We start from the raw sequence: 2,112 nt of genomic DNA, 5'->3' as shown, positions 1-2,112 counted from the left end.
CCCCCGCCTTCACCCGCCCCCACCCCCGCCTCCGCATCCGCCCCCATCGCCGTATTCGCGGATCTGCGTGCGGAGGGCGACGCACTCGAGCGGCTGATCGCCGACGTGCCCGAGGCCGGGTGGGCCAAGGCCACCCCCGCGCCCGGGTGGAGCGTCGCCCACCAGATCGCGCACCTGGCCTGGACCGACCGGGCGGCCCTGGTGTCGCTCACCGACGCCGACGGATTCGGGCGGATGGTCGCGGAGGCGCTCGCCGCGCCCGAGCGGTTCGTCGACGAGGGGGCGGCCGAGGGCGCCGCGCTCGGGCCCGGGGAGTTGCTGTCCCGCTGGCGTGGCGGACGTACGGCCCTGGACCGGGCACTCGCCGCAGCCTCGCCCGACGCGCGTTTCCCCTGGTACGGGCCGCCGATGAAGGCCGCCTCGATGGCCAGCGCCCGGCTGATGGAGACCTGGGCGCACGGCCAGGACATCGCCGACGCGCTCGCCGTGCGCCGTGCGCCCACCGACCGGCTTCGGCACGTCGCCCGGATCGGGGTGCGGGCCCGCGACTACGCCTTCGCCGTACGGGGACTGCCCGCGCCCGTCGGGGAGTTCCGGGTCGAGCTGACGGCTCCCGACGGGGCCGGCGTATGGACGTACGGCCCCCCGGACGCCCCGCAGCGGGTCACCGGGCCCGCCCTCGACTTCTGCCTGCTGGTCACCCAGCGGGCCCACCGCGCCGACCTCGCCGTCCTGGCGCGGGGCGCCGACGCCGAGCAGTGGCTCGACATCGCCCAGGCCTTCGCGGGCCCGGCCGGGCCCGGCCGTGAACCGGCCGGCGGCCCCGCGTGAGCGGGCAGCGGCGCGCGCTGCGCATCGGCAACGCGTCCGGGTTCTACGGTGACCGGCTCTCGGCGATGCGCGAGATGCTGACCGGCGGCGAGCTGGACGTCCTGACCGGGGACTACCTCGCCGAGCTGACCATGCTGATCCTCGGCCGCGACCGCCTCAAGGATCCGGGCCTCGGGTACGCGAAGACCTTCCTGCGCCAGCTGGAGGAGGGTCTCGGCCTCGCGCACGAGCGGGGCGTACGGATCGTCGCCAACGCGGGCGGTCTCAACCCGGCCGCGCTGGCAGACGCCGTACGTCAACTGGCCGCGAAGGTCGGCGTACCGGTGACCGTCGCGCACGTCGAGGGCGACGACCTGATGCCGTACGCCGAGGGCGTGCTCACCGCCAACGCCTACCTCGGCGGCGCCGGGATCACGGCCTGTCTACGGGCGGGCGCGGACGTCGTGGTCACCGGCCGGGTCACGGACGCGGCGCTCGTCAGCGGCCCGGCGGCCTGGTGGTTCGACTGGGCGGCCGGGGACCACGACCGGCTGGCGGGAGCGGTGGTCGCCGGGCACGTCCTGGAGTGCGGGACCCAGGCCACCGGCGGCAACTACTCCTTCTTCACGCGGCACGCCCCGCACCACCCCGGCTTCCCGCTCGCCGAGATCGAGGCGGACGGCTCGTGCGTCATCACCAAGCACCCCGGTACGGGCGGTGCGGTGACCACCGGCACGGTCACGGCGCAGCTGCTGTACGAGACCCAGGGCGCCCGGTACCTCGGCCCCGACGTCACGGCCCGGCTGGACACCGTACGGCTCACCGACGACGGCCCGGACCGGGTCCGGATCAGCGGGGTGCGGGGCGAGGCGCCGCCGCCGACGCTGAAGGTCGGGGTCACCCGTATCGGCGGGTGGCGCAACGAGGTGGTGTTCGTCCTGACGGGCCTGGACATCGAGGCCAAGGCGGCCCTCGTACGGGCCCAGTTCGCCGGAGTGCTGGAAGGCGTCGCCGACGTCGGCTGGACCCTGGCCCGTACCGATCACGCGGACCCGGACACCCAGGAGACGGCGAGCGCCCTGCTGCGGCTGGTGGTCCGGGACCCGTCCGCCGACCGCGTCGGGCGGGCCCTGACCTCGGCGGCCATCGAGCTGGCCCTGGCCAGTTACCCCGGTTTCCACGTGACCGCCCCACCGGGCCCGGCCCAGCCGTACGGGGTGTTCAGCGCCGCGACCATCACGGCGGCCGTGGTCCCCCACACGGCGGTCCTCCCCACCGCCACCCGCCTCCCCCTCCAGCCCC

General features: G+C 75.9%; 2 protein-coding genes. Both read left to right on the top strand.

Features of this window, described 5'->3' with window-relative positions:
- The first annotated feature begins 45 nt into the window (after window positions 1-45).
- Window positions 46-831 carry a TIGR03084 family metal-binding protein gene (locus tag QMF80_RS37820; RefSeq protein WP_283461952.1) on the top strand — a complete coding sequence of 262 codons (786 nt, stop codon included), beginning with the start codon at window positions 46-48 and terminating at the stop codon, window positions 829-831.
- A gap of 65 nt (window positions 832-896) precedes the next feature.
- On the top strand, window positions 897-2,112 hold a 1,216-nt coding region (locus QMF80_RS37815), incomplete at its 3' end, for an acyclic terpene utilization AtuA family protein (RefSeq protein ID WP_283461950.1).

Source organism: Streptomyces sp. G-G2 (assembly GCF_030063135.1).
GTDB lineage: Bacteria > Actinomycetota > Actinomycetes > Streptomycetales > Streptomycetaceae > Streptomyces.
The sequence above is the reverse complement of the archived record's forward strand: the minus strand, read 5'-3'. Positions and strand labels throughout refer to the sequence as shown.